26 protein-coding genes are annotated in these 22,314 nt (G+C 45.2%); 18 read left to right on the top strand and 8 right to left on the bottom strand.

Annotated elements, in window-relative coordinates; translation table 11 throughout:
• Position 1: 1 nt before the first annotated feature.
• The 4 genes from FEN17_RS03645 to FEN17_RS03660 form a co-directional block, all read right to left on the bottom strand.
• A complete protein-coding gene (locus tag FEN17_RS03645) occupies positions 2-820 on the bottom strand; it encodes a GNAT family N-acetyltransferase (protein ID WP_229208677.1) in 819 nt (272 codons plus the stop codon).
• 11 nt (positions 821-831) lie between these two features.
• Positions 832-1,839 (bottom strand): TolB family protein, encoded by a 1,008-nt coding sequence (locus tag FEN17_RS03650; RefSeq protein WP_138363935.1) that lies wholly within the window; start codon positions 1,837-1,839, stop codon positions 832-834.
• 50 nt (positions 1,840-1,889) lie between these two features.
• On the bottom strand, positions 1,890-2,933 hold the full coding sequence (locus FEN17_RS03655; RefSeq protein WP_138363936.1) for an esterase-like activity of phytase family protein: 1,044 nt from the start codon (positions 2,931-2,933) through the stop codon (positions 1,890-1,892).
• A 155-nt stretch (positions 2,934-3,088) separates the two neighbouring features.
• Positions 3,089-3,817 carry a 3-keto-disaccharide hydrolase gene (locus tag FEN17_RS03660; protein WP_138363937.1) on the bottom strand — a complete coding sequence of 243 codons (729 nt, stop codon included), beginning with the start codon at positions 3,815-3,817 and terminating at the stop codon, positions 3,089-3,091.
• A gap of 134 nt (positions 3,818-3,951) precedes the next feature.
• Here FEN17_RS03660 and FEN17_RS03665 point away from each other — a divergent pair, with 134 nt between their 5' ends.
• The 3 genes from FEN17_RS03665 to FEN17_RS03675 all read left to right on the top strand — a co-directional run bounded on the left by FEN17_RS03665 (position 3,952) and on the right by FEN17_RS03675 (position 10,192).
• Positions 3,952-5,232, top strand: a complete 1,281-nt coding sequence (locus tag FEN17_RS03665) for an MFS transporter (protein ID WP_138365258.1) — start codon at positions 3,952-3,954, stop codon at positions 5,230-5,232.
• An 89-nt stretch (positions 5,233-5,321) separates the two neighbouring features.
• Positions 5,322-6,560, top strand: coding sequence for a GDSL-type esterase/lipase family protein (locus FEN17_RS03670; protein WP_138363938.1), 1,239 nt, complete (start codon positions 5,322-5,324; stop codon positions 6,558-6,560).
• 197 nt (positions 6,561-6,757) lie between these two features.
• Positions 6,758-10,192: a PVC-type heme-binding CxxCH protein gene (locus FEN17_RS03675; RefSeq protein ID WP_138363939.1), complete on the top strand. Its 3,435-nt coding sequence runs from the start codon at positions 6,758-6,760 to the stop codon at positions 10,190-10,192.
• Between the two features lie 69 nt (positions 10,193-10,261).
• Here FEN17_RS03675 and FEN17_RS03680 read toward each other — a convergent pair whose 3' ends face one another.
• Entirely contained in the window at positions 10,262-11,152 is an 891-nt protein-coding gene (locus FEN17_RS03680) for an NAD(P)H-binding protein (protein ID WP_138363940.1), read from the bottom strand.
• Between the two features lie 80 nt (positions 11,153-11,232).
• Between FEN17_RS03680 and FEN17_RS03685 the strand changes: the two genes are divergently transcribed.
• The 10 genes from FEN17_RS03685 (at position 11,233) to FEN17_RS03730 (ending at position 16,227) form a co-directional block, all read left to right on the top strand.
• Positions 11,233-11,613 carry a winged helix-turn-helix transcriptional regulator gene (locus FEN17_RS03685; RefSeq protein WP_138363941.1) on the top strand — a complete coding sequence of 127 codons (381 nt, stop codon included), beginning with the start codon at positions 11,233-11,235 and terminating at the stop codon, positions 11,611-11,613.
• Positions 11,614-11,639: 26 nt separating this feature from the next.
• Positions 11,640-11,840 carry a hypothetical protein gene (locus FEN17_RS03690; protein WP_229208678.1) on the top strand — a complete coding sequence of 67 codons (201 nt, stop codon included), beginning with the start codon at positions 11,640-11,642 and terminating at the stop codon, positions 11,838-11,840.
• Positions 11,833-12,240 carry a putative toxin-antitoxin system toxin component, PIN family gene (locus FEN17_RS03695; RefSeq protein ID WP_138363943.1) on the top strand — a complete coding sequence of 136 codons (408 nt, stop codon included), beginning with the start codon at positions 11,833-11,835 and terminating at the stop codon, positions 12,238-12,240. The genes FEN17_RS03690 and FEN17_RS03695 overlap by 8 nt, the downstream gene beginning before the upstream one ends.
• 128 nt (positions 12,241-12,368) lie before the next feature.
• Positions 12,369-13,115 carry a ThuA domain-containing protein gene (locus FEN17_RS03700; protein WP_138363944.1) on the top strand — a complete coding sequence of 249 codons (747 nt, stop codon included), beginning with the start codon at positions 12,369-12,371 and terminating at the stop codon, positions 13,113-13,115.
• A gap of 89 nt (positions 13,116-13,204) precedes the next feature.
• Positions 13,205-13,567 (top strand): DUF1304 domain-containing protein, encoded by a 363-nt coding sequence (locus FEN17_RS03705; RefSeq protein ID WP_138363945.1) that lies wholly within the window; start codon positions 13,205-13,207, stop codon positions 13,565-13,567.
• Between the two features lie 12 nt (positions 13,568-13,579).
• Entirely contained in the window at positions 13,580-14,164 is a 585-nt protein-coding gene (locus FEN17_RS03710) for a Crp/Fnr family transcriptional regulator (protein ID WP_138363946.1), read from the top strand.
• A gap of 88 nt (positions 14,165-14,252) precedes the next feature.
• Positions 14,253-14,987, top strand: a complete 735-nt coding sequence (locus FEN17_RS03715; protein WP_138363947.1) for an SDR family oxidoreductase — start codon at positions 14,253-14,255, stop codon at positions 14,985-14,987.
• 85 nt (positions 14,988-15,072) lie between these two features.
• Positions 15,073-15,495, top strand: coding sequence for a nucleotidyltransferase substrate binding protein (locus FEN17_RS03720; protein WP_138363948.1), 423 nt, complete (start codon positions 15,073-15,075; stop codon positions 15,493-15,495).
• A 2-nt stretch (positions 15,496-15,497) separates the two neighbouring features.
• Complete coding sequence (locus FEN17_RS03725; RefSeq protein ID WP_138363949.1) at positions 15,498-15,833, top strand: nucleotidyltransferase family protein; 336 nt, start codon at positions 15,498-15,500, stop codon at positions 15,831-15,833.
• Positions 15,834-15,999: 166 nt separating this feature from the next.
• Positions 16,000-16,227, top strand: coding sequence for a hypothetical protein (locus FEN17_RS03730; protein WP_138363950.1), 228 nt, complete (start codon positions 16,000-16,002; stop codon positions 16,225-16,227).
• A 126-nt stretch (positions 16,228-16,353) separates the two neighbouring features.
• Here the strand turns inward: FEN17_RS03730 and FEN17_RS03735 are convergent, their stop codons facing one another.
• Complete coding sequence (locus tag FEN17_RS03735) at positions 16,354-16,725, bottom strand: hypothetical protein (RefSeq protein WP_138363951.1); 372 nt, start codon at positions 16,723-16,725, stop codon at positions 16,354-16,356.
• A 345-nt stretch (positions 16,726-17,070) separates the two neighbouring features.
• On the opposite strand from FEN17_RS03735, the gene FEN17_RS27945 reads away from it, so the two are divergent.
• The 5 genes from FEN17_RS27945 (at position 17,071) to FEN17_RS03760 (ending at position 21,652) form a co-directional block, all read left to right on the top strand.
• Positions 17,071-17,316 (top strand): DUF3850 domain-containing protein, encoded by a 246-nt coding sequence (locus FEN17_RS27945; RefSeq protein WP_171037833.1) that lies wholly within the window; start codon positions 17,071-17,073, stop codon positions 17,314-17,316.
• Positions 17,317-17,411: 95 nt separating this feature from the next.
• Positions 17,412-17,942, top strand: coding sequence for an ATP-binding protein (locus tag FEN17_RS03745; protein ID WP_138363953.1), 531 nt, complete (start codon positions 17,412-17,414; stop codon positions 17,940-17,942).
• Positions 17,939-19,468: a PIN domain-containing protein gene (locus tag FEN17_RS03750; protein ID WP_138363954.1), complete on the top strand. Its 1,530-nt coding sequence runs from the start codon at positions 17,939-17,941 to the stop codon at positions 19,466-19,468. Before FEN17_RS03745 ends, FEN17_RS03750 begins: the two co-directional genes overlap by 4 nt.
• A complete protein-coding gene (locus FEN17_RS03755; protein ID WP_138363955.1) occupies positions 19,446-19,823 on the top strand; it encodes an ASCH domain-containing protein in 378 nt (125 codons plus the stop codon). The genes FEN17_RS03750 and FEN17_RS03755 overlap by 23 nt, the downstream gene beginning before the upstream one ends.
• A gap of 35 nt (positions 19,824-19,858) precedes the next feature.
• On the top strand, positions 19,859-21,652 hold the full coding sequence (locus tag FEN17_RS03760) for a hypothetical protein (RefSeq protein WP_138363956.1): 1,794 nt from the start codon (positions 19,859-19,861) through the stop codon (positions 21,650-21,652).
• Between the two features lie 21 nt (positions 21,653-21,673).
• On the opposite strand, the gene FEN17_RS27950 is transcribed toward FEN17_RS03760, so the two are convergent.
• A complete protein-coding gene (locus tag FEN17_RS27950; RefSeq protein WP_138363957.1) occupies positions 21,674-21,919 on the bottom strand; it encodes a helix-turn-helix transcriptional regulator in 246 nt (81 codons plus the stop codon).
• Between the two features lie 45 nt (positions 21,920-21,964).
• On the bottom strand, positions 21,965-22,183 hold the full coding sequence (locus tag FEN17_RS03770) for a helix-turn-helix transcriptional regulator (protein WP_310589747.1): 219 nt from the start codon (positions 22,181-22,183) through the stop codon (positions 21,965-21,967).
• Between the last annotated feature and the right edge of the window lie 131 nt (positions 22,184-22,314).

Genomic DNA, 22,314 nt, shown 5'->3' on the forward strand with positions numbered 1-22,314 from the left:
TTCAACCTTTTTCCGGTCCGAAACTTGCCCAGATAGATTCAGGTTGGTCATTAACCTTGTCTCCCAAATACATTCTCAAAAACCGCCGCTGCTCGGTGAAACCATTGTTTTCCGCCCAGTCGATGGCAGGCTTGTTGTCGAGCGGAATATCCAGGAAAGCATTTTGGCCGGGAAAGTGTGCAGCTATCGCATTCAAAAGCACGTTTCCAGCAACTGGATTTACAGCAATCACCGGCCCGATCTGTACCGCATTTCGGCCTTCCCGATATCCTGCGTAGCCGATTATTTTTTTATTTTCAGTTGAATAAAAAAATGGTTTTTCAGCTTCATCGATCAAATGTTGAAGCAATTCCTCGCGTGCAGTTTCAGTAATTTCAAAATCAAAATCACGAATCGATATGCTGGACTTCAACTCATGAATGTGTTGGTCAAAATGTAAATCCACATTCAAAATACCCGCAAACCGCACGACTTCATATTCTCCCTGGAAACCTAATTTTTCATACAAACCCTGCCCCAAAGCTGTCGCATCCAGACGGATTGTTTTCACATTCAAATTTCTCAGATAACTGATCGTGTGCTGTAAAAGCTGTTTCGCAATGCCCTGGCCACGCATTTTTTTGTCTACCAAAACCATCGCAATCCAGGCAATATTCTCGAAACGTGCCGTGGTAGCTGTGGCGACGCCCTCACCGTTTACTTCGACTACGAAACATCCGTCCGGTTCCAACGCCAACGCCCGCAGCCAGTCGGCATCCAGCTGGTTCCAGCCTGATTCGGTGACGAGATGCCGGCATAGCGGCAGGTCGGCAATGGTCATTTGTCGGATGCTTACCATCTGTCGATTAAACCCGTCATATACAAATCAAACCCACCTTTTCCCCCGGGTCGATCAGACGAAAAGATCATTAAATAATAATTGAAATGATTCAGCGAGGGCAAAATAGGCCGGTATTCGTTGAAGGACGTATTGATGCGGTCGCCTGCGTTGACAGGCGTCGACCATTTGCCGTTTTCGAGTTTGGAGTAGTAAATGTCGGTGCCGCCTTTTCCGCCTGGACGGTCGGAGACGAATACCATGATGTCGCCGTAGAGGTAAGGACACTTGTCGTCGGCGGGGGAGGAGAGTTCTTCGACTTTTCGTATTGCAAATTTCTCGGGTTTGATAAAGGTGGCCGTGGACAGGCGATCATAACCTGCACCATCAATGCTCACTTCATAAATGTCAAAATTTCCGTCCCGGTTTGAGCTGAAATAAATCTTATCGCCGTCGAAGGAAAAAGTGGGATAACCGTCGTCTTTCTGGGAGTTGAGCAAGTCGAATTTAAACGGACCTTCGTAGCCATGTGCGCCGCGGACCATGTATTTGATTTCCATATTTCCCTCAGAATCATCGGCGTAGAAAAACAGTACGTCGTCGGGCGTGTTCCCATCGGAAGCAAGGTCTCTTCGCATGGAAATGGTTCGTGGACCGTAAACATTAAAGTTACCATTAGCAGTATTTGCAAATACGGCTGTGGTCGCATTGTCGGTCACATCGTCATAGATAATGCCGCTTTTCGAAATTTTCTGGATACTGAGCCTTTTGTCATATTTCAATTCGGCCGGAATATATACCAGGTTGAAATAATCTTTCTTTTCGCGTTTGGAGGAAAATGTCAGAAAAACATGACCGGATTTGTTGTGGGGAAGATCCGAATTGTAGTCATCAAACTCAGAATTGAACTCTTCCAGCGGCACAACATCCTTCAAAAATTTTCCCGCAGAGCGATCGTAGAATGGATCAAGCCAGCAGCTGTTACAAACCACAGCCAAAGTGAGGATCAGGAGCTTTTTCATGTTTCAGGCTAATTTTGGATTTTTACTAAAAATCAACCTTCGGTTACATTCTACTTATCTCCAATTACCTTTAAGACAAACCATTGCGTTTTTTGTCTCGTAGTGTCTGCTTCGAAATTGTTGTCGGAAATGACGGCGATTGTTTTGTGGTCGGGCCCCCAGGTCATGCCTTCCAGATTGTCGATTTTTTTAATGTTTTTGATCGAAGAAAAATTGAAAACTTCCTGCTTCGGCAGCGGACGGAATGAAGGCGCTTTCGCGAGTTCTTTGAAAGCCGGCGTGCCAACATTCGTGGCATCAGCGGTAATGCGGGTTTCATATAATTTAACATCGCCGCTGCTGCCGGTGAAGCACCTTTCCATCATCAGGTAGCGGCCATTTCCGATGTACAGTATTTCGGAAATGCCATTTCCCAGGCTTCCGTCCACTTTTTGGCCGTTTCCGTTGCAGGAGTTAATGTCCAGCTCATAGGCATATTCGGCGATCATTTCGCAGGGCGCCGTTTTGCAATTCATCAATTTCAATCTTGCATAGCGACCGTCTTCCGAAAAAGGCCACTCGCTGATCGTCGCCACGGTATCATTTCCGGCAATCGCCAGCGACTCGTAGCCGCGGTTGTTCAGTTTGGACCTGTACTCGAAAGACGGTTTGTCCATCGCCCAGTTTTGTCCCTGCTGCATGATCATGGAGAACGCGCCCTTTTCAAAACTGCTGTCGGGATTAACCACGCCCGGCTCTATACCTTCTTCGGTGCCGATCCAGAATTTCTCGCCGTCGAACCGGATCGCCTCCGACTGGGTAAGTCCCTGCACCGGATGCCCGGCCGATTTCGTCCAGTCAGGTAGGCCATTTTGCGTTTTTGCATCGATCTCAAAAAGGTAGCTGGGACGACCGGTTCCCACGCCGTCGGTGATAAAATACCATTTATTCAACCCCGGCACATATTCGATTCCCGAGATTCCGCCGAAGGTTTTGTCTTTGATTAGATCATTTAGATTGTTCTGATACTGAGCAGGATCATTCTCCAAATGCAGACTTTGACCGAAAGAAAAGGCAGAAATAAACAGCAATAAAAGGAGGGGAAATATGCGCATCGGAGGGAAAGTTTAAGAGCGAATATTCAAATGTAAGAAAGGCAGATTATGCGTGTGTTACGAAATTGATTGAAAGGTTAAGACCGAGCCCTAACCTTTCAACCAAACCGCAAAATGCTTGTTTACAAAAAGTATATCCTGCAAAAGACCCCGACTTAAATTTCCCGAATCCTGATCGTCCCAAAGTAAACTTTCTCCTTTGCATTGTGATTTTGCAGCGCGATTTTTCCTTTCGCGTGCGGCGTCGCGTACGGCCAGTCTTTGAACTTGCTTTTGGTCAGGTTCGTCTTCCACTCATCGTTTCCGTAGGTGTATTCTACCACCAGTTTACCATTGAGGTAATGTTTGATCACGTTGTCTTTCACGACGATGCGGCCGGTGTTCCAGGTTCCGGCTGGTTTGAATGCAGTCGGGTCTGATGGTGGGTTCATGTCGTAGTTGGCGCCGCTGAGCTGGCCGGGATGCAGACCGGTTTCTTTTCCGTCGGCGTTTTTTACTTTATAATTGGCATCGTCAATGATCTGGTATTCAGGTCCGGAGAAAATCGTGCGGGCGATTTCTGGCTTTTCAACAACCTTATATACGACCCCGCTGTTGCTCCCGGTCGGGATTTTAAATTCGAATTCCAGCTCAAAATCCCCGTATTCCTTATCAGTCACGAGGTCGCCGCCGGTGCCTTCGGAAATCAGCGCGCCATCTTCCACCACCCAGCCTTTTACGCCAGTTTGGTTGTAGTTATGCCAGCCTTTGAGGGTCTTGCCATCGAATAATGTCACCCACTTTTCTTTTTGCGGGTTTTCAAATGTTTCATCAGAAGTAAAGCCCGGCGCGGCAGTCAATGTCACACCCGCCAGTAGCCAGGTGAAAAGTTTAGCATTTCGCATGTGGTCAGGGATTAGTTTTTTAAAATAAGATTTGAAGGCTGCGTATTTACTAATTGCAAACCATCCTATCCCGGTAGAATCGGCTGACAAAATGTTTTTAAAAGACATTGACCACTTCCTTTTCTGATTATTCCATGACGCAGCAATTAGCTCCTCGCAGATGGTTCCGAATTATCCCAGTCGTTTTTGTCACTTATAGCCTCGCGTACCTCGATAGGGCGAATTTTGGTTTCGCCGTAGCCGGTGGCATGGCCGACGACCTCAAAATTACCCCTAATACCTCTACGCTGCTGAGCTCGCTCTTTTTCCTGGGTTACTTCTTTTTCCAAATTCCGGGGGCACATTATGCGGCGACGAGGACCGCTAAAAAGCTGATTTTTATATCCTTAATTCTCTGGGGCGGACTGGCCGCCGCGACGGGTATGGTGAATGATACGACCACATTGATCGTCATTCGATTCATGCTGGGTGTGGTGGAAAGTGCGGTGATGCCGGCCATGTTAATTCTTCTGAGTCAATGGTTTACGAAAGAAGAACGCTCCCGCGCCAATACATTTCTGATCCTCGGAAACCCGGTTACGGTGCTCTGGATGTCGGTTTTGTCGGGCTACCTGATCGACTCGATGGGCTGGCGGTGGATGTTTATTTTACAGGGCGTGCCGGGCATTATCTGGGCATTTATCTGGTGGAAAGTGATCGACGAGCGGCCGATGAAAGCCACCTGGCTGACGGACGAGGAGAAACTGGCCGTCGAAAATAAATTGCAGGAGGAGCAGGCGGGTATCAAACCAGTGAAGAACTATGCAGAGGCATTCAAATCGACCAAGGTGATTTTACTCTGTCTGCAATATTTGTTGTGGAGTGTCGGAGTTTATGGTTTTGTGATGTGGCTGCCCTCGATCATTAAAGCGGCGCCGGACATGAATATGGTGAATACCGGCTGGCTGTCGGCGGTACCTTATCTTTTTGCAGTGATCGGCATGTTGTCGGCGTCTTACTTTTCTGATAAAAGCGGCAACCGGAAAGTTTTTGTCTGGCCATTTTTATTGATCGCGGCGATTTGTTTGTACGGAGCGGTATGGCTTGGGCCGGATAAATTCTGGTTTTCTTACGCATTGTTGGTGGTAGCGGGAGGCGCATTATATACGCCTTACGGGCCGTTTTTCGCGGCTATCGCCGAAATTCTTCCCAAGAATGTAGCTGGCGGGGCGATTGGTCTGATCAACAGTTTGGGCGCATTGGGCTCGTTTGCAGGATCTTATCTGGTAGGTTATCTCAATACCGAAACCGGAAACTTCAATGCATCCTATACCTTAATGTCCGTGGCACTGGTTTTGGCGACGGTCATCACGATCGCGGTTATTCCTGCTCCCGGGCGGAAGCTCGCCGCGCAGCCCGAAGTAAAAAGCTTTTGACCACTGACAGTACAGGTTAGCTTTTTAGCAACAAATAATTAATTTCCCGCCGAAGTACTCATTATTGTATTATTCTAAACCCAAATTGCATGATTAGGTTGAAAGTGCCGGTTTTTGCCGGTTACATTGTTCTATTTTTTCTTACCCTCGCGGGTGGGTTTGCATCGGGACAAAGCTCCACGACTGCAAATGCACCCAAGTTTGACCTCAAAGACGGCGATCGTGTCGTGTTTTTGGGGAACTCCATTTTCGAGAACGATTTTCAATACGGCTACCTCGAAATGGCGCTGACCACCCGGTTTTCGGACAAAGGCATCACATTCCGAAACCTCGGCTGGACAGGCGATAATGTCTGGGGAGAAGGCCGCAGCACCTACACCAACCCGCCGACGCCGTATCAACATTTGATGGAAGACATTACCAAGGCGCAGCCGACGGTGGTTTTTCTGGCTTACGGAGGCGTGGAAGCGCAGGACGGAAAAGCTGGTATCCCGCATTTTAAAGAAGGTTTAGAAAAACTTCTGGACACGCTGGACAAGCTCGGCGCGAGGACGATTTTACTTTCAACCATCCCCGTGGCGTCTAATGATACCGCCCAGCATGTTGCCGAGCGCAATGCTGATCTTGAACTTTACTCTACGGCGATATATCAAGTGGCGAGCCTGCGCAACAAGCAGTATATCGACATTTACAACCCGATTTTAAATACCAGCAAGAAATCGGTGATCCTTGAAAATACCGTGCATTTGAATGAGCTGGGCTACTATTACTTGGCGACAATCCTTGAAAAAGCATTGGGGCTGGATGCTGCGAAAGCGACGACGGCTATCACTTACGCCAAAGAAAAATCCACGGCTTCCAATGGAAAAGTGATCCCGGCGGATGATGAATCAGCATTGGTCAAATTCACCGTGCAAAACCAGTATCTGCCGCTCCCGACTCCAAAATCGGGCGGCTGGATCGTGGACAATGCGCGGATGTTGCGGATTGCGGGTTTGAAAAAAGGATATTATGTATTGATGTCCGAGAATAAGGAAGTGGCGGCTGCATCTGCAAGGGAATGGGAGAGTGGCGTCGAAATTAAGCAGGGGCCTCAGTTTAGCCAGTCGGAAGAAGTGCGGAATATGATCTTGAAAAAGAACGAGATACACTTTTTCCAATACCGCCCGATGAATCAGACTTACATTACCGGCTTCCGTAAATATGAACAGGGCCGCCACGTGAAAGGCCTGGAAGACCAGAACATTCTGATCAAGTTTTTGGAGGGACAAATCATCCTGAACAGCGAGCCGAAGGAAGTGACTTATGAATTGCGGAAGCTGGAATAGCACCGTCACCCTGAGCGGAGTCGAAGGGTTGTTCTGGCTGGGAAGGAAGTTAAGAAGCAAAGTGCATATGTCGTTTTGCCAAGTCAGTAGCGTGCTTCGACTCCGCTCAGCATGACAATGCAAAAGAAAGCTTCAAATTGAGACAGAAAAATTTAAACATTAAAAGCTAAGCGCCTAACAGCTAACAGCTAACAAACATGAAAGCATCAAAATTACTATACGGGGCGACGCTTTTTGCGGCGGTACTCCTTACGACCTCTTCTACCAAAACCGATACCACCAAGGAAAACCAGGACCCGGATCCGCAAAAGGAGCTGGCGTCATTTAAGGTGGCCGACGGTTTTGAAGTGACACTTTTTGCCTCAGACCCGATGGTGGCTAAGCCGATCCAGATGAACTGGGATGCCGAGGGGCGGCTTTGGGTGGTGAGCAGCACGGTTTACCCGCATTTGAAAACCGGGGAATCGGCTAATGATAAGATTTTTGTTTTAGAAGATACCGACGGCGACGGGAAAGCGGATAAGTCTACCATTTTCGCCGAAGGTTTGTTCCAACCGACCGGTATCCTGCCTGGTGACGGCGGGGTTTATGTGGCTAACTCGACGGAGATCCTGCACTTTGCTGATACCGATGGCGATGGGAAAGCCGACAAAAAACGCCGCATTCTGAATGGTTTCGGTACGGGCGATACGCACCACTTGATCCATACTTTCCGCTGGGGGCCGGAGGGTCGGATGTATTTCAACCAGTCGATCTACATTTATAGCCACGTAGAAACGCCTTTCGGAATAAAACGTCTGGAAGGTGGCGGTACCTGGGCTTTGAACACCCGGAACCTGGATATGGAAGTTTATCTGCGAGGATTGGTGAATCCGTGGGGTATCCAGTTTGATAAATGGGGACAATCGTTTTTGACCGATGGTGCTGGGGGTGAAGGTATTAACTACGGTTTCCCGGGTGCAACATTCGTAACGGCGCCCAATGCTGCCCGCATTATGCGCGGCCTGAATCCCGGCCAGCCGAAACATAGCGGGATCGACGTGGTCTCGGGTAAACATTTGCCCGACGCATGGCAGGGTAGAATGATCACCAATGATTTCCGCGCCAACCGGATCAATAGTTTCAGGTTGGAAGAACAAGGCGCAGGTTACGCTTCAAAGCAAGCCGACGATTTAATGTGGACCGACGACGTGGCTTTCCGACCTGTGGATATCAATGTGGGTCCCGATGGCGCGATTTACGTAGCCGACTGGTATAATCCGATCATTCAGCACGGAGAAGTGGATTTCTACGATCCCCGCCGCGATCAGCAGCATGGACGTATCTGGCGTGTGGTGGCGAAAAATCGTCCTTTGGTGCCAAAACCAAAATTGACCACTGCCAGCATTCCCGAGCTTTTAGACTACCTGAAAGTGCCGGAAGAATGGACGCGCCTGCAGGCAAAGCAAACATTAAAGGCGAAAGGCGCAAAAGATGTGGTTCCCGCTTTGCAAAAATGGGTGGCTGCGCTGGACAAAAATGATGCGAACTACGAGCATAACCTGCTGGAAGGCCTTTGGCTTTACCAGACTTTGGAAACCATAAACGAGCCGATTTTACTGGAATTGCTGAATGCAAAAAGCCACAATGCACGTGCGGCAGCATTGCGTGCGCTGGAATTGTGGTATCCGAAGTTGAAGAATGTGCCTGCACTTTTGGCAAAAGCAGTGAAAGATGAGCACGCGCAGGTGCGCCTGGAAGCGGTGATTGCTTTGCGGAAAACCAAAACAGCCGAAGCGGCAAAAGCTGCTTTGTCTGTTCTGGATTTTCAGATGGATGAATTTCTGGATTTTGCATTGTGGCAAACGGTGCGGGAATTGGAGCCGGTTTGGTTAGCCAAATTGAAGACTGATGCCGGGTTTTTGGGTGATGCAAAGAAATCTGCTTATGCGCTGAAATCGGCTGTGAACCCGGATGCGGCGGCTTTGCTGGTGCAGCTTTACCAAAAAGGCCAGGTGCCCGACGAATACCAGAAAGATGTACTTTCCAATCTCGCCGCGACGGGTAAACCGGCTGATTTGAGCATGTTGCTCGACCTTGCTTCGGAAAAAGGTAAAAACACAGCGTCGCAACTGGCGGCCCTGGAAGATGCTGGCCGTCAGCGGAATATAAAGCCGGACAAAGGCGCTGAGCGCATTGCAACATTGATTGATAGCGACGATGACGCGGTGAGCCAGGCGGCGATACGTCTGGCGGGACTTTGGAAAATAGAATCATTGAATGGAAAGTTGACGGAACTGATCCAAAAAGGCTCTCCGGATACCAAGAAGGCAGCATTAGGTGCGCTCGCGACGATTGATAAAGCCAAGGCGCAGCAGCTCATGAAGGATCTGACGGGGCCAAAAAATACGCCGGAGGTACGCGTCATTGCGGCTTCTCAATTAGCTGTGGTCGATCCGAAAGCAGCCGCGCCCGTAGCCACTGAGCTGATGCGCACATTGCCTGCCGATACAGATCTGACGGATTTGTTCGTCGCATTTATTGCCACAAATCCGGGCGCGCAGGCGCTGGGCGAGGCGATTGCGGCTAAGAAAATTCCGGAAGCCGCTGCTAAAAAAGGACGTCAGCTTGTTCGCCAGCGCGCGGGCTGGACACGACAGGCCATAGACGAAATGAAAGTTTTGAACAATTCCCTGGAAGCATCGGGCGGCGGATTACCTGCGCAAAAAATGCCGCAGGATTTGAATGATCAGCAGATTGAAGGTCTGGCGAAACTGGTGCGCGAAAATGGTGATCCGGTAAAAGGAGAGCAAATTTTCCGCCGGGTGGAATCAAGCTGTACGACCTGCCATGCGATAGGAGGGGCCGGTGGTCTGATCGGGCCTGACCTGAGCAGTTTGGGTACCAGCTCGCCGGCTGAAAATATTATCCGCTCGATTTTGTCCCCAAGTGCTTCGATCAAAGAAGGTTATGATCTGAAAAGAGTGGTGAAAAAGGACGGCTCGGACATGATGGGCTACCTGGCTTCCGACGGCGCAAACGAGATCGTGATCCGCGACGTGACAGGCAAAGAAGTTTCAATTGCCAAGAGCCAGGTGCAGGTGATGGAAAAAGTCCCGGGCTCGCTGATGCCTCCGGGGCTGACGGCCAGTCTGGACCAAACGGAATTCATTAACCTGGTAGGTTATCTTTCAAAATTGGGCGAGCCGGGTGCATTCCGAGTGCCGAATATCAGATTGGTAAGACGCTGGGAAACAACCACAAATGCGGCTGCGGTGACTGGAAAAGTGGCTAAAAACGCGAAGATAGTGTGGACATCAGTTTACAGCAAAGTTTCGGGCGAACTCCCGATTGGAGATCTGCCGGAAGTTGCTGGCGCAGGCGGAAAGCAGCTAAGTGTAGTCCGTTTTGACATTGAAGTTTTGACCAAAGGCAATGTAATTTTAGCATTAAACGCCGCTGATGGCATTACTGCTTCGGCAGATTCAAAACCATTGAAAATTTCCGACGGCAACATTACCGCTGATCTCACGCAGGGCATGCATACGATCACGTTGCTGATTGATAGGGACGCATTGAAGCAGCAGGGCCTGAAAGTGGAGTTAAAAGACACCGCGGGCGGCGCGCAAACGCGGTTGAAAATGGGTAAATAAGGTATTTGCAAACAAAGAAATACCCGGTAGAGCTGATCTGCCGGGTATTTCTTTGTTTAAAAATCGATATTAAGCGTGCGCAAATGCTCCCGTAAAGTCCTTTGCAAAATCTTCCAATTTATAGCTTCCCAACGTTGCAGGGCGATTTTTCCAATATTCTTCCTGCATTTTACCATTGCGCAAAGCTTGTCCCATTTCCGTGTAGAGAGAAGCGAAACTTTCGTTCAGGCCGGCTCCCAGCAAGCCTTCATGCGCTTGTTCGTCTGAAAATGGAATCCATGGTGTATTTTCTTTGCCGAGGGCTTTTCCCAAAATAGCAGCGATCTCGGTCGGGTGACGCTCATCGTTGGCAATGTTGGTGACCGATTTTCCTGTGAAAAGATCCAGCAAGGTTTGGGTTGCGACTTCTGCAATGTGGTCGGTGTGGGTCAAAACCAGCTTTTCGTCGGTGTCGCCGAAGTTGCTACCTGCAATCCCTGCTTGCAGGATCATCGGACCGAATGCGAAAAGGTTTGAGAAGAAATAGGACGGACGGAGGAATTTAACATTCAAATCGGGGAAGGCCAGTAGCTTTTCTTCCAGGTATCCCAGCGCGTCGATCGGTCCTGCGCCTTCACGCAAATGTGCGCCCAGGCTGCTCAAAAGGACTACATGCTGAATATTGCTGTCTTTCAAAGCTTCAATATAGACGTCGGCAACTTCGAGCTGGAAATTCTCGTAATCCGTCAGCGCAAAGCTGCTTGGGATCATCAGGTAGGCTACCTCTGCGTTTTTGAATGTATTGTTTACGAAATCTGAATCTGTCGCGGAACCGATGGCAGCATGTGCGCCCAATGCTTCGATTTCTGATTTTTTATCCGGGTTGCTGCTGATGACAGTGACGTTGTGACCGGCTGCGATTAAGTTTTTTGTTACTGGCAAGCTGATGTTGCCCAATGAACCTGTGATGATGTATTTCATGATACGTTGTTTGTTTTTTGATGGGACAAAGCTATATTTGTACTTACTTTTAGACAAGTACTTACCCCAAAGTATGTATCATGACGAAGATCAAAGAAAGTTCGACTTATAATGCCAACCGCGAAATTGTTTTGCAGGAATGTCCGGTCACTTATGTGATGCAAAAGATTGGCGGACACTGGAAACCGATCATTCTGTATCATTTGCTGAGCGGCGAAAAACGTTATTCCGAGATCAAAAAGGCCATGCCGCATATTTCCGAAAAAATGCTGATCCAGCATTTGAAACAACTTGAAGCCGATAATTTGCTGATCCGCAATGCCAAACCCGTCGTGCCGCCCTATGTTACTTATACTTTGACGGAAGCAGGAAAAGAGCTGGAGACGGTGATCAGCGCGATGGCGGCCTGGGCTTTTAAGGATATGAAAAGGGGGATTGTGGAAGCGGTTTTAGAGGGATAATTTTTTATATTTGGTTTATGAACACAATGCGAGTCAATATCATTAATCCCAAAGCCGCCCGTCTTCTTAAAGACCTGGCGGATATGAAGCTCATTGAAATTCAGGATATTCCATCAAATGGTTTTCGGGATGTTCTGCAAAAATTGCGTTCAAAGGCAAGCTCAGCACCAACGTTAGAAGAAATTACTTCAGAAGTTGAGTTGGTAAGAGCTAAACGATATGCCTGAAAAACCGCTCCGCATTATTATTGATACCAACCTTTGGATTAGTTTTCTGATTAGAAATGATTATTCCAGACTGGACGATATTCTCTTTTCTGGAAACTGCATTTTAATTTTCAGTAGCGAGTTACTGGAAGAATTCCTGTCAGTGGTCAAAAGACCAAAATTCAGGAAATACTTTTCGCAATCGGATATTGAGAGCGTTCTTGAAACAATAGATGAGTATGCTAAATTTGTCCGGGTTACAAGCCAGATCGATATTTGTCGGGATGCAAAAGATAATTTCCTATTGTCCCTGGCAGCCGACAGCTCCGCAGATTATCTATTAACAGGGGATAATGATCTATTGGAATTAAGGCAATTTGAAGGGACGAAAATCGTAAAGATTGCTGATTTTCTTTCCTAGCTGTTACCGGCGCATCATGTAATTACCCGGCGCAGAACCTTTCGAATGTTGTTTGAAAAGTATATTCTGAACAGTTTTGGTTTTTGTATTAATCAAAAACATCCCATTCAAACAGAACCCAAAACATTATGTTTAAAAAATTACTGGCTCTCGCTCTTTTTGTCGCGTGCGCAGCTACTTCCAATGCACAGCAGTTCAAGGCTTTGCTTTTTACCAAAACTGCAGGCTTCCACCATGTATCGATCCACGAAGGTGTTACCGGCATCCGCAATCTGGCTTCACGTCACAATTTTTCGGTAGACTGGCAGGAAAATGCGGATGTTTTTAATGAAAAAAGTCTGGCTAACTATCAGGTAATCATTTTCTTAAATACAACCGGCGACATTCTCAACCCCGAGCAACAGGCTGCATTTGAAAAATACATTAAAAGCGGAAAAGGCTGGGTAGGCATCCACTCCGCGGCGGATACCGAGTACGATTGGGCGTGGTACGGCAAGTTGGTAGGCATGTATTTCAAAACCCACCCGGCACAGCAAACAGCATTTCTTGACGTAAAAGACAGCAATTTCCCCGGTCTGGAACGTTTTCCAAAACGTCTCCTCTGGACAGACGAATGGTACGAATACAAAAAACCATACAATGCCGACGATCTGAAAATCCTGATCACCCTGGACGAAAAAACCTACGACCCAAAAACCAACCAAGGCACAGGCATGGGAGCAGAACACCCGATGTCGTGGTACCACAATTACGATGGTGGCCGGGCATTTTATACCGGATTAGGACATATCGGCCTGGTTTACTCAGACCAATCGTACCTGGATCACTTGTACGGAGGAATTTACTGGGCGGCTACCGGGAGGGGGTTAAAGTAGTTTTAAAAAGTATATCTAAAAATCAAAAGCCGGACAAGTTCTCCTTGATCCGGCTTTTTTATAACTTCCAGCAACTAAACCGAAACGAAATGGAACTCCTCGGCAAAATCCTCATCGGTCTCATCGCCCTCGAACACATCTACATTCTCTACATTGAAATGTTCGCCTGGGAAACGAAAGGCAAAGAAACATTTAAAGGCAGCCTGGCGCCCGAGCTTTTCAAGCCTACCAAAACGCTGGCCGCGAACCAGGGTTTGTACAACGGTTTTCTCGCCGCCGGTCTGATCTGGACATTTTTTATCGAGGAGCATCATTGGCGATTCCACGTCGCTATTTTCTTTTTGACGTGCATTATAGTGGCTGGCATTTATGGGGCGTTTACGGCTAGCCGGAAGATTTTCTGGGTACAGGCACTGCCGGCAATTGTGACGCTGGTGGTTTTGCATTTTTAGGTCAATGAAAAAATGATAGCCCAAATGCCGATCACTTTCCTAACCTTCCTCCAATCACACTACCCAATCCCCAAATCCGACCTGCAAATCATCGCGAATCACCTCTCAACCCGTACGGTCGAAGCCAAAACCATTCTTCTCCGCGAAGGAGCCACGGCCCAGGAAATGTTCTTCATCTGCGAGGGCATTCTTAAAATTGTGACGAACAATGAAAAGGGAAATGCGGTAACCCAGTTTTTCCTGAAAGAAAACCAGTTTTGCACCATTCTGGATAGTTTTGAAAATGGTGTCGCGGCGCAGGAAAGCATTGTTGCTGCCATAGATTGTGAGCTGGTGGTGTTGCAGAAGCAGAAGTTGCTAAGACTGTATCAACAACTGCCTTACCTCAAAGAATTGATTCAAAACATTACCCGCCGCGCATTGCTTGCGAAAATCGCCGTGCGCAATGCCTACATGGGCGAGAATGCTGCTTCACGCTACGAAACTTTCCTAGCCCGCCAGCCCGAAATCGCACTGCGCGTGCCGCTGGGGGACGTCGCCTCCTATCTTGGTATCGCCCAACAATCGCTCAGCCGCATCCGTCGTAATGTGCGTTGAAACGCTTTTTTAACAATTGTTAAATACTTCCGAAAAGCCGCATTTTAATTTTGTTCCCGTTATTTATTTAATTCAAAATTCAGGAACAATGGATTCAAAATCAGCGCTTTTAGAGCGTAAAAAAGTAGTTATCATCGGTGGAAGTGCGGGTATTGGTTTCGCGGTGGCGCAGGCGGTTGCCAGCAAAAATGCACAGGTTGTGATTGTTTCCAGTAATCAGGAGCGGGTCAATAACGCGCTTGAAAAATTGCCGCAAAACAGCGCAGGACACGCGCTTGACGTGACTGACGAAGAGCAAATTCACGAGCTTTTCGAAAAAATCGGCGCCTTCGATCACCTCGTTTACACCGCGGGGGAAAACCTGATATTCAGCAACGTCCGCGATACCGCACTGACTGATGCCCGAAAATTTTGGAACATCCGCTACTGGGGCGCATTTACCGCTGCCAAACATGCGCAAGAACACATCAATCTTGGTGGCTCGATCACCTTCACGAGCGGCATCGTAAGCCAGCGCCCCAATGCAGGCTGGTCGCTGGGCGCGAGCATTTGCGCTGCCATGGAAGGCTTCACCCGCGCGCTAGCCCTGGAACTCGCACCAATCCGCGTTAACATTGTCTCGCCAGGCGTAGTCGAGACGGATCTTTGGAGCAACATGCCAGCCGCTGACCGTGACACATTTTACGCCACCACTGCCGAGGCGCTGCCGGTGAAGCATGTCGGGCAGGCCGATGAAGTTGCGCAGGCTTATGTTTATTTGATGGAGCAAACCTTTGGGACGGGGCAGGTTTTGGTGGCGGACGGCGGGGCGGTGTTGGTTTAGTTTGAAGGATCGCTTTTAAGGACGATTTTAGGAGCACATATCAGCATTTTACCTAAAATCATTTATTTTGGTAAAAACATTTGCCATGAATGTAGATACCACATACTATGAAAGGTGCATCAGCACGCTCGAAAAAGCGTATGAATTATTGCTGAAATCGGACGTGGAAAGTATCGACTACGATATGTATCGATCTGCCAGCGTCAAGGAATTCGAAATTATTTTGGAACAAAGCGGAAAGCTGCTGCGGAAAGTTTTGAAGCCATACTTTCATTCGTCGCAGGCTGTCGACCAGTTGTATTTTAAAGACATATTTCGGCACGCTGTTTTGAGAAGCGTGATTACGGATGAAAGTTGCGAACGCTGGCTTTTGTACAGAGACAACAGGAATAACACTGCGCACGATTACGGCGTGAATTTTGCTGAGGAAACATTAAGACTATTGCCGGAGTTTATTGAAGACGCAAATGCACTCGCCAGAATAATCCGTCAACATAACGTTTCGTAGACATGCTTTTGAGAGAAAAGGACAGACAAACATTACAGGAAATTTTCACGTCAGCTGATGCGCCTGTCGAGGTTTGGGCGTATGGAAGTCGTGTCAATGGTACTGCGCACAATGGAAGCGACCTTGACCTTGTGATACGCTCAGAAGACCTTAAACCGCTGCCTTGGGATACACTGGCTGATTTGAAAGAAAGGATTCGAGAAAGCAACATCCCGATCTTGGTTGAACTGCACGATTGGTCCAGGCTTCCATCAAGCTTTCACGCTAATATTGTACGGCAGTATGAGGTGATTTTTGATCCGTCATTTGGAACGGTACTACCTTTATGCACACACTAAAAATCACCATCTCGAGAACGAGTACAATAACCTGGGCCTGAAAGGCGAAGGCCTGTCTTTCTCGGACGTTGTTGATGTCATCAGCAAGCAACTAAGTTTGCAAAATCAAGAGATACGAGCTGAGTTGACTAAAAATATGGATATTCGAACACACAAACTATCAATCATGAAAATTCAAGCAATCATAGAACGTACCGTTGAAGCAATTAACCAGCTTCCGCAAGACAAAGCTGAGGAGATATCAGATTTTGTAGATTTTGTCAGGAAACGCTATGAAGAAAACCGGCTTACTGAGGAAATCGAAAAGATGGTCGCAGAAAGTGCGTCATTTGAATTTCTGAATGACGAAGAAGAGCTTTACGCTGTCACGGATCTGAAAGTAGTAGACAATTAAGTGACATACGAAGGGCCTTCTCGGGAGAATGTCCAACTCGGATTTGACCGAACTGGACTTAAAACTCAAAATACTACTTCAATTGAATTAAGAAGGTCGCCGGGATTGCTCGGCGACCTTCTCATTTTAAGCAAAAAAGCTCGCTCTCCCCAGCACCCCGGGTTGCCAGCTGCCATCCCGCCTTCTTAATGCCCGTGAAACGGTGAGCACTTCTTCCAAACGTCCCTCGGGATCGCTCATGAGGTTTTGGCTGTGAAAGTATTGGCCGATGATTTCCCACTCGAAAGTGTCGGTTTGGGAATCGTAAATGCCGATGGGGATGCGGTGGCCGTCGGTCTGAAGCGTGCCCAGGACGTGCTGCGCCTCTTCCTGCGACGAGCAGCCCACGTGCTGGTACTGCCCTTTCAGCGTATATAGTACCGAGTAACGGTTTTTCGAAAATTCGTTTCCTTGCGCTTTCTGCTTGTTCTGTCTGAGGGAATTTTGCAATTTTTTCATGATCTCTGTGTTTTGTCTCCGTTCTGGTGTTCGCTTAATCTGCTTATTGTAAAAATGATAAAATGAACGGAGATGTTTAAAGTTTCAAGCCAGCATTTCGTGCCGCTCAAAACCATAAACGCATCTTGTATTTCAATAGTTTAAGAAAATTCCCACACAGGCGAAAGTTCTTCTGATCTTGTAGATGTTTGGTGGAATAGTGCAATTTGGATACAAGTTCAGTAGCTAAATCGAAAGTAAAAAATGCATCTTTGGTGTCTGCTGATGACCGACAATTTTTTGCCATTCGTGTCTCTGAGAGTAGTAGCTTTGTGGTCTATTATTCTACCAATACCAACAGCAACTATGACGACCCATTACCTGAAATGTCTTCCTGAACACTTTAATAGAAGCGCTTCCGGACTGAAAAACTACGAAATTAGGCTGAATGACAGAAACTTTCAGATTGGGGATAGGATAGTACTTCGAGAGTACGATTTAGCTGAAAATTCCTATCTGGGTAGGGAATTGGAAAGGAAAATTGAACATATTCTTTACGGAGGACAATTTGGATTGGATAGTGAGCACGTAATTCTCGAACTAAGTGTCTAACCGAATATTTCCGAAATCTTACCGAATAATAAATGGATTTGATGTTTTAAGTAAAAGGTTAGAAGATATGACTTGATGGCAGAAAACCCTCTGCAATGTTCAAAAATATCATCTTTGTTGGCGGGATTCATGGTGTCGGGAAAAGTACATTATGTATTCCGGAAGCTCAAATCCTTGGAATAGAATACCTCTCTGCTAGCGAAGTTCTCCGCTGGAAGGAAATCTCAACCAGTATAGAAAACAAAAATGTCGAGAACGTAAGTTTTACGCAGGATAGACTTGTGGAAGGACTGAAAAATATTATTGAAGAGAATAAGACCTACATTCTCGACGGGCATTTTTGTCTTTTTGACGCCAGTGGCACAGTTACAAGAATACCCGAGTCTACCTTCGTTCAAATGAACCCTGCTGCTTTCCTTGTCGTAGTGAATGATCCCAAAGTAATAGCGACCAGGCTCAAACAGCGAGATAATCGGCAGTATATTGATTCCCATCTGGCTGAAATGCAGCAAGAGGAAATTGAGTATGCTAAAATATTGTCAGCCAAGCTAGACATACCAATCCATATCCTTCCTGCGGATAGTAAATCTGACATTCACGAAATCCTTCTAACATACATTCAATGAGAGTTTTATTAGACACCAATATTGTTATTCATCGAGAAACAAGTAAGATAGTCAACCCGGGAATAGGAAAGTTATTCGGTTGGTTTGACAAGCTTGGTCATCGAAAGTCAATTCACCCAATAACAGTTCAAGAAATTCAGACCCATAAAGATGCAAATGTTGTCAAAACGATGTCTGTGAAGCTTGACAATTATTATTTGTTAAAAACTCTCGCGCCCCTGGATTCGAGAATTCAAGAGATTATTAGTCAGTCAGATAAAACAGAAAATGATGTCAATGATTCAAAATTGCTCAATGAGCTATTAGCTGACCGCGTGGATATTTTGATCACTGAGGACAAAAATATCCATAAGAAGGGTAAAAAGCTGGGAGAAGAAATTGCAAACAAAATATTTACTATCGAACGATACCTCGAAAAAATGAACAGTGAAAATCCTGATTTAGTAAATTATAAAGTGCTGGCCGTCAAAAAGGAATATTTCGGCAATATTGACGTAAATGATCATTTTTTTGATTCATTCAGAAGAGATTATGATGGTTTTGATAAATGGTTTGGGAAAAAGTCTGATGAGATCGCTTATATATGTTATGAGGAAGATCAGGTCATGGCCTTTCTTTTTCTTAAAGCGGAAGAAAAAGGCGAAAACTACAAGGATATAACGCCAGAGTTTCCCCGTAAGAGACGCTTAAAGATTGGAACGTTTAAGGTAACGTTAAATGGGTTTAAGCTTGGTGAACGTTTCTTGAAAATCATATTCGATAATGCTGTAAGTCAAAAGGTTGACGAGATTTACGTTACCATTTTTGAAAATACACAGGAGCAGAAAAGGTTAATAGAACTACTGGAAGAGTGGGGGTTTGATCATTGGGGAGCAAAGAAATCAGGATCAAGTGAAGAGAAAGTTTACGTAAGAGATTTTTCGAAAGCCTATGATTCAAAAAATCCAAAGCGTTCCTACCCAAATATCAGTGTGCACTCAGATACCTACATTATCCCTATCTATGGATCTTATCATACAGATTTGCTTCCAGATTCAATATTAAAGACTGAAAGTCCGCTTGACTTTGTTGAGAATGAGCCACATAGGAATTCTATCAGCAAAGTGTATGTGTCAAGAGGGAGAAATCGGTCATTGAAAGTTGGAGATAATATTATATTTTACCGCACCGGCGACACTGATCCGAAGTTATACACAAGTGTGATAAGCACAATAGGGATTGTTGAGTCGGTCGTAACAAACATCGCCGACGAAAACGATTTTGTTAGATTATGTCGAAAACGAAGTGTTTTTACAGACGATCAACTGAGAGCTCAATGGAACCATAAAGAGAATAGTAGACCATTTATTGTGAACTTTCTATATACTTATTCGTTTCCAAAGAGAATTAATTTAAAACAGTTATTAGAAATCGGAGTCATATCTAGTATTTATAATGTTCCGCGTGGCTTTGAAAAGATTAGCACCGATTATTTTTTATCAATAATTGAAAAAACCAATACAAATGAAAGTATTATTGTCTATTAAGCCGCAGTTCGCAGAAAAGATATTTGCGGGCACGAAGAAATATGAGTTTCGTAAAGCTATTTATAAAAATAAAAATATTAAAACAATTGTCGTCTATGCTTCCTATCCCGTACAAAAGGTAATAGGCGAGTTTTTAGTAGAGCAAATTCTTTCGCATCCACCGGAGATTTTGTGGGAGAAGACTAGTGCGTTGTCTGGAATCTCTGTTGACTATTTCGAATCGTATTTCAAAGAAAGAGAAGTTGGATTTGCCATTAAAGTTGCTAAAACAGTTAGATATGAAAATCCCTTATGCTTAAAACAGGACTTTAATATTCAGTATCCCCCGCAATCTTTTATGTATTTGGATGAATAGTGATGTTTCTTGTCAATTACGTTTGATTTTGTGTTATGAGAAAAGCTAATTATAGTCACTGGGAGAACATCGATAAATTAGAGGGGGTACTTTTTTTTGCTCAGCTGATTGATGAGATGCTTTTTGATTACACATTGGATTCCTATAAACCCTCGGCTCTTAATTCTCGTCTTCTTTGTATTGAATGTTTCGAGACATTGGAGGAGATAAAGGAAGGATTTATACCAAAAAAGAGTTTACAGTCTGTGGTAGAGGAGTTAAAATGGAGCTTAAATAGAGATGTTGCAGCTAAATCTCTCTTTGGAGTCAAGTTTGAAAATTACGTTGAGCGGCTTAAACCAAATGAGTTAAAAATTTACGAACTGGAAAATATTGTTGATCTGTTATACAATTCTTTCAATGATAGAAAGTATCTAGCAAGTATTATTACTTGTTTATCGGACTTTGTAAAAACAGGATCGAAAAAAGAGAAAATTCGTTCGCTGACAGGGTCCTTTGTGACGGAGTTAATTAATTATGGCTACAACAAAAATTATATATATTATCAGAATTTTAATTTCTTTTTTAATAAGCAAAAGCGAAAGCAAATAAAATCAGAGGCAGATATTGAAGATTTTTTTAAAATTTTCGACTTTCAGAGGCACGAGTTTACGGCTGTCTTCAAAGGTGGGATGATCTTCCAAAATTTCCGTGATACATTGAATGCATTTAATATTGTTGTAACAAGAAATTACAGCTGTTTTTCTAAAATGCGAGACGATGCGGCTTTTAAAAGAGAATTAAAGGTAAACGAGTGCTTCATAATTTGTTCTAAAATTGAAGCACTGGATCACCATTCTGCTCGCGCCTCAGCGGAGAACGTTTTGGCGCAGGTTAGCAATATATTTAATTTTTACCATCATAAAAACAAACCGGAAATACTAGATAAGGCAGTCGTTAGCCGGTCTTCCGATAATTACGTTGTCGTCATTGACAAGCTGTCTAAATCAGTGCTTAGAAGTGAGTACGAGCAAGGGGCCATGGAAGCTGCAAGGTCAGTTGAAAGTACATTAGGAAATTTACATCTCGATACTGAATCGACTCATCGCTTTGCGAGAAGTATCGATTTGCATAGCGCAGCCATTTCAACAACAGCGTTGGAAAATCAACTTTTGGACTTTTGGGCAGCACTAGAAACACTCTTGCCGAAAATAGCGGAGTCAGATAAGGATCGTATCGTGCAGATATGCAATAGACTCGTGCCTTTTCTTCAACTTAACTATATTCACAAAATCCTAGGCGAACTCCACAAAGATTTAAATCTTTGGAATGAGGCTTTCATAAATAGCATGTTAGAAAAGATTGGGGCGGGTGCGAACTATTCGGCGTTAGAGAAAATAGCCGCACTGGTATCTTTGGAACAGTCGAAACCATTGCGACAAGAACTTTATAATGAGCTTACAGATTTTCCATTATTGCGCAATAGAGTTTATTCTATTCATGAATCTTTGAAGTCCGTAGATAATATCGAAAAGTTGCTGGAGACTCATAAAATGAAAATTGATTGGCATCTCCGACGTATATATAGGACTCGGGGCCAAATAATACATTCTGGAAAATATCCGAGTTTCATATCCATCTTGATTGAAAACCTTCATAACTATTTAGATATCTTCTTGCATAAAATTATCGAACTTTCTAAAAGTCAGCGTATATCAAGTATAGAGCAGGGGGTTCTTGAAATCGAAGTTGCTTTGGAATTTCAAATCAGACTTCTAAAAAAGCATAGAGGTGAGGCACTATCTGTCGACAACTTCAGGGAAGCAATTCTTGGTGAGAAGAGAGTTTAAGATTTAGATACACTTAATTCTTCAACAATCCTGCAACACCCGAAAACCCTTGGGAATACTCGGTAGGAAAAGCACTGCAAGAGGCCTCTTATATATCTTTGCTAATAGCTGAGCTTCACCGATAGTCGGTAAGCTTGTACCCATTTCCCACTCATGAATCTTCGCCACGGATACTGACAATTCGGTTGCCACGTTCTTTCTGGACTTTTTCGCAGATTTGCGAGCCCATTTTAAAACGCATGGAGTTATACGTGCTTGATTCGCCATAAAATCATAATAAAATTGAACATACTAGGTTGGCAGTATTCTGTACTACTCCTTTGTACTTACTAACAGCTCCCTTATATCAACCTTCAATACAATAGAAATTTCATAAAGCATCTCCAAAGAAGGCTGAGCGTCATTAGTACACCATCGAGACACCGTCGATTCAGCCTTGTCTAAATCTCGGGCTAGGTCTCTATTCGTTTTTCCTTGTTCGGCCAGAACTATCTTCAATCTATTAATGCGTGTTTTGGGCATGAGAAGCATATTTCATGCTATCTAATGCTATTTAAAACCTTAACCAATAGCTCCAAAATGGAAATTTACGTAATATAGCGTATTACATCAAATAGTTTACTATATTTGCTAAACAGTTAATGTAAAAACTTAAAAGAAAA

Origin of the sequence: Dyadobacter luticola, from assembly GCF_005860805.1 — a bacterium.
GTDB lineage: Bacteria > Bacteroidota > Bacteroidia > Cytophagales > Spirosomataceae > Dyadobacter > Dyadobacter luticola.

Bases quoted from the DNA above. Each gene is read 5' to 3' on its own strand.
- FEN17_RS03645 (WP_229208677.1), bottom strand. From the start codon at position 820: ATGACCATTGCCGACCTGCCGCTATGCCGGCATCTCGTCACCGAATCA.
- FEN17_RS03650 (WP_138363935.1), bottom strand. From the start codon at position 1,839: ATGAAAAAGCTCCTGATCCTCACTTTGGCTGTGGTTTGTAACAGCTGC.
- FEN17_RS03655 (WP_138363936.1), bottom strand. From the start codon at position 2,933: ATGCGCATATTTCCCCTCCTTTTATTGCTGTTTATTTCTGCCTTTTCT.
- FEN17_RS03660 (WP_138363937.1), bottom strand. From the start codon at position 3,817: ATGCGAAATGCTAAACTTTTCACCTGGCTACTGGCGGGTGTGACATTG.
- FEN17_RS03665 (WP_138365258.1), top strand. From the start codon at position 3,952: ATGACGCAGCAATTAGCTCCTCGCAGATGGTTCCGAATTATCCCAGTC.
- FEN17_RS03670 (WP_138363938.1), top strand. From the start codon at position 5,322: ATGATTAGGTTGAAAGTGCCGGTTTTTGCCGGTTACATTGTTCTATTT.
- FEN17_RS03675 (WP_138363939.1), top strand. From the start codon at position 6,758: ATGAAAGCATCAAAATTACTATACGGGGCGACGCTTTTTGCGGCGGTA.
- FEN17_RS03680 (WP_138363940.1), bottom strand. From the start codon at position 11,152: ATGAAATACATCATCACAGGTTCATTGGGCAACATCAGCTTGCCAGTA.
- FEN17_RS03685 (WP_138363941.1), top strand. From the start codon at position 11,233: ATGACGAAGATCAAAGAAAGTTCGACTTATAATGCCAACCGCGAAATT.
- FEN17_RS03690 (WP_229208678.1), top strand. From the start codon at position 11,640: ATGCGAGTCAATATCATTAATCCCAAAGCCGCCCGTCTTCTTAAAGAC.
- FEN17_RS03695 (WP_138363943.1), top strand. From the start codon at position 11,833: ATGCCTGAAAAACCGCTCCGCATTATTATTGATACCAACCTTTGGATT.
- FEN17_RS03700 (WP_138363944.1), top strand. From the start codon at position 12,369: ATGTTTAAAAAATTACTGGCTCTCGCTCTTTTTGTCGCGTGCGCAGCT.
- FEN17_RS03705 (WP_138363945.1), top strand. From the start codon at position 13,205: ATGGAACTCCTCGGCAAAATCCTCATCGGTCTCATCGCCCTCGAACAC.
- FEN17_RS03710 (WP_138363946.1), top strand. From the start codon at position 13,580: ATGATAGCCCAAATGCCGATCACTTTCCTAACCTTCCTCCAATCACAC.
- FEN17_RS03715 (WP_138363947.1), top strand. From the start codon at position 14,253: ATGGATTCAAAATCAGCGCTTTTAGAGCGTAAAAAAGTAGTTATCATC.
- FEN17_RS03720 (WP_138363948.1), top strand. From the start codon at position 15,073: ATGAATGTAGATACCACATACTATGAAAGGTGCATCAGCACGCTCGAA.
- FEN17_RS03725 (WP_138363949.1), top strand. From the start codon at position 15,498: ATGCTTTTGAGAGAAAAGGACAGACAAACATTACAGGAAATTTTCACG.
- FEN17_RS03730 (WP_138363950.1), top strand. From the start codon at position 16,000: ATGAAAATTCAAGCAATCATAGAACGTACCGTTGAAGCAATTAACCAG.
- FEN17_RS03735 (WP_138363951.1), bottom strand. From the start codon at position 16,725: ATGAAAAAATTGCAAAATTCCCTCAGACAGAACAAGCAGAAAGCGCAA.
- FEN17_RS27945 (WP_171037833.1), top strand. From the start codon at position 17,071: ATGACGACCCATTACCTGAAATGTCTTCCTGAACACTTTAATAGAAGC.
- FEN17_RS03745 (WP_138363953.1), top strand. From the start codon at position 17,412: ATGTTCAAAAATATCATCTTTGTTGGCGGGATTCATGGTGTCGGGAAA.
- FEN17_RS03750 (WP_138363954.1), top strand. From the start codon at position 17,939: ATGAGAGTTTTATTAGACACCAATATTGTTATTCATCGAGAAACAAGT.
- FEN17_RS03755 (WP_138363955.1), top strand. From the start codon at position 19,446: ATGAAAGTATTATTGTCTATTAAGCCGCAGTTCGCAGAAAAGATATTT.
- FEN17_RS03760 (WP_138363956.1), top strand. From the start codon at position 19,859: ATGAGAAAAGCTAATTATAGTCACTGGGAGAACATCGATAAATTAGAG.
- FEN17_RS27950 (WP_138363957.1), bottom strand. From the start codon at position 21,919: ATGGCGAATCAAGCACGTATAACTCCATGCGTTTTAAAATGGGCTCGC.
- FEN17_RS03770 (WP_310589747.1), bottom strand. From the start codon at position 22,183: ATGCTTCTCATGCCCAAAACACGCATTAATAGATTGAAGATAGTTCTG.